The sequence below is a fragment of the Marinomonas sp. SBI8L genome, from assembly GCF_001624705.1.
In the GTDB taxonomy this organism is placed as follows: Bacteria; Pseudomonadota; Gammaproteobacteria; order Pseudomonadales; family Marinomonadaceae; genus Marinomonas.
Map to the genome: position 1 here is coordinate 138294 of NZ_JSEO01000014.1, position 6315 is coordinate 144608.

Sequence of the window (6315 nt, forward strand, 5' to 3'; positions counted from 1 at the left end):
CATCTATTACTTGCAGCAGGTATTACTAGCAGCAGGCTAGCTCGTCATTAGAGTTTGAACGAGTTTCGCAACATTTAGCGCCTTGGCCTAAATAGGTTTGATCCGACAGATAAAAACCAGTAAACGCCTCTTCAAAGTCATCCGCTACTGATGCTCCAAACAATCCCGTTTCAAACAAAGCCGTTTGCCACGCTTTTACATTTGGCTTGTTTGCAAAAAGGTCAAAGCCCGTATGCTGCTGAATGATCTGAGCCCTGTGCAATAAAGGCAGCCAAGCAATGTCCACATTACTTAGTTGCTCACCTTTAAATAGGTGGCCAGAAGCACTCTCTCTTTTCGCTAATTCCGCCTCGACCTTGGCAAAAGGCTTACTTAGCTTGGTCATGCGTTCACATAAGGTGTCTTCATCGGCACTTCGCATAGCACTGCACTGCACAAGATAATGTTTCGCCGCCATGTAGCCCCAAGCTCTGTCTAAGGCTTTTTGCTCTGGGGTTAAGTTATCTTCAAGGGGACGGCTCACTTCGTTGATGTATTCCACAATCGCTTCTGACTCAAACAAGGCGATACCTTCTTCGGTAATTAAAAGCGGCACCTGCCCATTAGGGGAAATGTCTAAAAACCATTGTGGTTTATCTTTTAAGCTGATGTATTCCACCTGATAAGCCAATTGTTTCGCTTCTAGCAAGGCAGTAACACGTTGTACGAAAGGGCAAATTTTAAAGCTAACTATCTTGATCATATTCTTCTCTCTTAATAAAAAGGTTTAATCTATTTACTAATAAGACGAAGCACCGAAGAAAAAGACGACGCTTTTTGAAAAATAAAAAATAATAAGTTAAAAAGAAAAGAATAGAGCCCCTTAACAAGGGTCACAGCTACCCTTAGAACCTGACTTTTTCATATCTAAATTCGAGTTCTGCTTTCTTTCATACTCAATCAGGTTACCGAGCTTATCTTCTTGAAAGTGACAACACTGATCAAACAAGGCTTTCAGCTCTAATCGTGCTTTTTTTACTTGGGATTTAAGGGTGGAATAAGGAATACCTCTTTGCTCAGCGTAGGCTTTTTGCGATATGCCTTCTAGCTCTATTGCCTGCAATAACTCAGCTTGTTCATAAGGCAATGCGCTGATAAAGGGTTGCACACAATGGGATAGCTCAGCCTTAATAGTATTATCAAACGTATCGCTTTTACCCTCTTCTGCCACATGCCCTTCTTCGCCTTCAATCTGGTCCACCTTTTTTGCGTTCTTTCGATAAAAATCGATCACACTGTGGTTTGCGATTTGAAACAGCCAAGCTTTAATACTTGCCGCATCTTTTAGACCATCCAGCTTAGTAAAACTCTTAAGCAAGACCTCTTGTAATAGATCATCCACATCATCTGGGCAGCTTACCTTAGTATGTAAAAAGGCTTTTAATGCTTGGCGATATTCTTGCCAAATTTGATCTAACTGAGGTCTTGCTGTCATGGGGTTTGTGGCTCCAGACTCATGGGAATAAACCATTTAGGCTGCATATTCTCAAGGTCTTGTCTTAAGTGCGAAGTTAAAGATTGAGATGAATCGAGTACATAATCTTGCCCATTAAGGCGCTTAAACACAACCCAGTGCCAAAAGCCTTTACCTGCCTCTTCATAGTATTTAATGGCCAACAAAGCGAGATCTGGCAAGGCTTCCCAACTCGTAAAAGGCAGCTCTTTAGTATGTGTTTTTATTTTATATTGAGCCAACAATTTACGAACATAGCCAGTGTCTGAAAAGAGTTTTGTATCATCTGCGAAGATGCCTAGCTGATTAGCTTGGGCTTTTACTTCCTGATAACTCAGACCCAAAGTGTTCGCTACGCTCGCGATACCACAGCCTGTTTGCTCATCTTGCCTGATCGGATTCAGACTCATGAGATTTGCCGACTTTATGTCTTGTTTTTCCATTTGTTGCATGTCCTTTTTTAACTGATTTTCTCGTGATGCCAGTTTGTTATTCAGATACTGACACTGCCCGCCTCTCTGCATCCAAAAGAGTACGTTTTCGCTCTAATCCCCAGCGATAGCCACCCAAGCTACCATCGCCTCTTAATACTCGATGACAGGGAATCAAAACACCTATAGAGTTTTTGCCACAGGCTGTCGCTACTGCGCGAAACGCTCTGGGCTTGTCTATCCCTTGTGCCACTTCTGAATAGCTCAGTACATCCCCTTCTTTAATACTTAGAAGGAACTGCCACACTCGCATCTGAAAGGCCGTACCTCTTATATCTAAAGGCAAATCAGGTCTGGGGGCACCTTGACTAATATGCTGATTAAGCGCCTCTATCCAGTTGGATAATTCGATCGAATCTTGAGCATCACTTGGGGTTAATTCGGCCTTAGGAAACTCCGCCTGCATTTGCTCAATTAAGCTTTTTTCATCTTCACCAAACTGCGCGAAACAAACCCCTTTTTGCGTGGCGGCCATGGCAATTAACCCTAAAGACGTGGACGCAAAACCATAAGAGATATGCTCCCCTTTCCCACCCGCTCGATAGGCTTTTGGACTCATACCAAGGTGTCTTGATGATTGCCCGTATACGCGACTAATAGAGCTATAACCTGAAGCAAAAATAGCATCGGTTATCGCCTCTCCAGCTTGTAAGGATTGCTTGAACTGTCCCATACGTAAGGCATCTTGATAAGCTTTGGGGGTTACTCCAAATGCTAATTTAAAACGACGTTGTAACCAAGATGCTGAGAGCCCAACCACCAGAGCCAGTTGCTCTAGAGAAAGACTTTCTTCTAAGTGATTTTGAATATAACGTGCCACCTCCACAAGCTGGTTGAGTTCCGTCATATCTTCGTTGGCAAGGCAGCGTTTACAAGCACGAAAGCCTGCTAGTAAGGCGAGTTCTTTTGAGGAAAAGTAGCGGATATTTTCGGCATTCGCCTGACGCGATGGGCAAGAGGGCTGGCAAAAAACACCTGTGGTCACGACTCCATAAACAAATTTTCCATCATAACTTGTATTACGGTCTTTAACGGCTTGCGCCATCTTTGATTCAGTTAGCTTAGACATAGAATCACCTACCCTCTTACTTAAAGCGAATTAGGACTGACACCCGAAAATGGGTAAGTCAGCCTTAATCATTAAGCATACGCTAACATGAAACCATCCAATTCTTGTTTAGTAATTTCACTCTTTCTAAAAAAGTTAAATCACACTCATCATGCTAGCAAACACACACCAAGCCACAATGAACAAAGGAGATTTCTTCCAGAAAGTCAGTAAGCCATAACCTAGAATCACAATAACAAAATCCAAATTAGAACTAATCGCCGAGGTAAAAATAGGGTCGTAAAGAGCCGCAGCTAAAATGCCCACTACAGCAGCGTTAATACCTGCAATCACATAGGCTAGATTCGCCTTATGACTGATGCTTTGCCAAAGAGGCAGCACACCTGCAAGTAATAGAAAGCCAGGTAAAAACATAAAGATCAGTGCACTAAACGCACCCGCTAGATAACCAAACTCAGAGGGAATCAAAGCGCCTAAATAAGCGGCAAAGGCAAACATAGGCCCAGGAATCGCTTGTGAAGCACCGTAACCGGCTAAGAAGTTTTCATTCGTTACCCAACCTGTGCCTACTACGGATTCTTCAATCAAGGGTAGTACCACATGGCCACCACCAAACACCAAAGCACCCGCCTGATAAAAGGCTTGCGCTATGGCCATAAGCCCTTCTGCTGGCACGAGTATGAAAAAGGCTAACAGTGCAAAAAACACAGTTAATAGACTTAAACCTAAGCGCTTACCATAAGGTACTTGCAGTTGAGAGTGAGCTTCTAGATTGACACTTCGACATAAGAACAAGCCTGCGATACCTGCAAGTAAAACCACAAGAATTTGCGCCCACGCAAAGCCAATTAATAACACAGCACTCGCTGCAAGTATGGCGATACTGGCCCTTTGCTTATCAGAGCAAAGCTTTTTACCCATGCCTATCACAGCATCGGCAACCACAATACAGGCAACTAATTTAAGGCCATGAATTAAGGCTTCTCCATAAGTATTGGATAACAAAGGTAATGCGCTGGCAAAGCCAATTAAGATAGCAACAGAGGGTAAGGTAAAAGCTAAAAAGGCTGCAATAGCCCCCAACCAACCGGCTTTTAATACACCAATTGCAAAACCTAATTGGCTACTCGCAGGGCCGGGTAAAAACTGGCAGATAGCAAGTAATTGACCAAATTGACTTTCGCTAACCCAGGCCTTTTCTTCCACAAAGGTTTTTCGGAAATAGCCGATATGGGCAGCTGGGCCTCCAAAAGACGTTAACCCTAATTTTAAGAAGCTTAAAAAGACTGTGAAAACAGAAACTTGCGCATTCTCACTGGCGACTTGACTAGACATGGTTTGCTCTTCCTATTTTAAGAGCCCAAGAGTCTATTAAGAAGTTGTTACAAAGTATATTGCAGAGCAAGCTTTTTTAGGTAAAGCCTGTATTTAGGTTGGCCAAGTAAAGAGCAAATCAAGTAGCTCTTTATTTGGCCTTTATTTTTTCTTGCCATTCTTATTGGCTAGCCGTATCAGAAAATCGTCTCACTGATGTAAGTTCAGTACCAAACTAAAACAATCTAAGTCATCCGCCTCATAGAGCTTTACATCTAACGCAGGTGTCATACCTAATTTTACCAATACAGCTTTAGAGGCTTGATTCTCAGGCATAGCAACGCCGTAGATTTGCCTGTGAGGGGTGTTTTTGGCGATAAAGTCTAGTATTTCACTGGCTGCTTCACTGGTATAACCAAAGCCCTCATGCTCCTTCGTTAGAGCAAAACGGATATCCACCGCGCTACCAACGGGCGTATATTCCACTCCGATAAAACCCAGTTTAGTACCCGCTTGAGCTAGCATGTCTAACTCTGCTTCTTCATCAGAAACTTGCGCTAACGCGTCTTCATAACCTTCATCTTTTAATGAAATCACAAAGGTACCAAAACCATGCTCTTCCCAATGATTGATGCGATTTCTTAGGTAGTTTTCCCTTTGCACCAAGTTATAAGGAGATTCATTAGGCAGGAATCGTGTTTGTTGTGGGCAGGTGAGTATTTCACTAAACAAAGCAAAATCCGCAATAGAAGGCTTACTTAATACCAGTCTTTTCGTTGATAACATTATCGCCACTCCTTGCATTAGTTTAGGGAACCTGCGAATAAGTCCTCCCGCCTCAGCGTGAGGATAAAAGCCGTTAGATTTATGGCGAGGAGCGCAACTTAATAGTCATTATATTGATAAGCTCTTCAACATAAAAATAGGGCTTTTAGACCACGCCCTTCGGGTCTTTCAGAAAAAGTAACACCCTGTGTTGTCACTTCTCGAAAGGTACCTACATTACGTCAAAGTAACGCCTTGTGTGATACTTTTTCTGAAAAGACTGAGAAGAGGTGACTTAATCGCAGGTTCCTTAGTTAATCCGCATTCCACCAGACACAAGAGAATAGCGGATTATCCTCATAACAGACAAGTAATCTGCATTTTCTTTACAAAAATTGAATTAACATACTGCTTTTATTCAGGTTTAATGCGCGTTTTTAATCGCAAGGATGCGACCAAGATGTACCATAGAATTACCCCGACTGACTCAGTTCTGCTAAATGATGCAAATAGAATAGAAGCAGACTTTTCCTCTTTCAATGAAGAAAGTTGGCAAGCAATCACCCCCACAAACCTTTCCCCAGAACAGGTAAAACAAAAACTGGCTGACGGTGAAATGGTCGCCTTAGCGGACACACCAAACCTACCGCTTTTTTGCTTTATAAAAGGGGACATTGAAGTCAATCCTCTGGCAATCTCGCAAGCCAACCAAGATCTTATCAGACGCCTTAATGCGAGGTTCGACGCCAAAGGCAGTGGTGCCTCTTTTAGCGCTCAATCAGCACAATCAAATGGCAACTTACATCCGCCAGCCCCTATGGAAGAAAAGGCCCCAGAACCTGTTGTAAAAGACCCTGAGCCAGAAACCAGTAAACCTAAAGTACCCGCATCTTTTGGCCAGCCACCTGCCCCCATCATTTTAGAAGTGGTTTATGACGATAAAGAAAAAACGCCAGTCGGCGATGTCCCCTATAAAATTGAGTTTGATGATCCAGATAAAAAGGTTTTAAAAGGGGCGCTAAACCCTATGGGTTGGGCCTGTGTGGAAGACTGTCCTAACGCCAAAGCCAGCATAAGTTTTGGAGAAGCCGTCGATAACCAAGCAGAGCTGGATAGCCTTTATGCCGAATTAGAGACTGCACTTGATAATACCATTAACAAAGTCGCTGATTACACGCTAGAGA

At 43.0% G+C, this 6315-nt stretch carries 7 protein-coding genes; 1 reads left to right on the forward strand and 6 read right to left on the reverse strand.

The features are described 5' to 3' along the window. Positions 1–25: 25 nt before the first annotated feature. From OA91_RS19380 to OA91_RS19405, 6 genes are all read right to left on the reverse strand, one after another. On the reverse strand, positions 26–742 hold the full coding sequence (locus OA91_RS19380; protein ID WP_063336792.1) for a glutathione S-transferase family protein: 717 nt from the start codon (positions 740–742) through the stop codon (positions 26–28). 120 nt (positions 743–862) lie between these two features. After that, the gene (sigZ, locus tag OA91_RS19385; RefSeq protein WP_063336791.1) at positions 863–1474 is read right to left on the reverse strand and encodes an RNA polymerase sigma factor SigZ; all 612 of its coding nucleotides are present in this window, start codon (positions 1472–1474) and stop codon (positions 863–865) included. Beyond that, positions 1471–1935, reverse strand: coding sequence for a hypothetical protein (locus OA91_RS19390; protein ID WP_331709766.1), 465 nt, complete (start codon positions 1933–1935; stop codon positions 1471–1473). The genes sigZ and OA91_RS19390 overlap by 4 nt, the downstream gene beginning before the upstream one ends. A 46-nt stretch (positions 1936–1981) precedes the next feature. Further along, positions 1982–3052: a bifunctional transcriptional activator/DNA repair enzyme AdaA gene (locus tag OA91_RS19395; RefSeq protein WP_063336789.1), complete on the reverse strand. Its 1071-nt coding sequence runs from the start codon at positions 3050–3052 to the stop codon at positions 1982–1984. 135 nt (positions 3053–3187) lie between these two features. Continuing rightward, the gene (gene chrA / locus OA91_RS19400) at positions 3188–4387 is read right to left on the reverse strand and encodes a chromate efflux transporter (RefSeq protein WP_063336788.1); all 1200 of its coding nucleotides are present in this window, start codon (positions 4385–4387) and stop codon (positions 3188–3190) included. Between the two features lie 189 nt (positions 4388–4576). Next, a complete protein-coding gene (locus OA91_RS19405) occupies positions 4577–5152 on the reverse strand; it encodes a GNAT family N-acetyltransferase (RefSeq protein ID WP_197477848.1) in 576 nt (191 codons plus the stop codon). Positions 5153–5591: 439 nt separating this feature from the next. Here OA91_RS19405 and OA91_RS19410 point away from each other — a divergent pair. Then, the coding region (locus OA91_RS19410; protein WP_197477849.1) for a hypothetical protein at positions 5592–6315 on the forward strand (724 nt) is incomplete at its 3' end.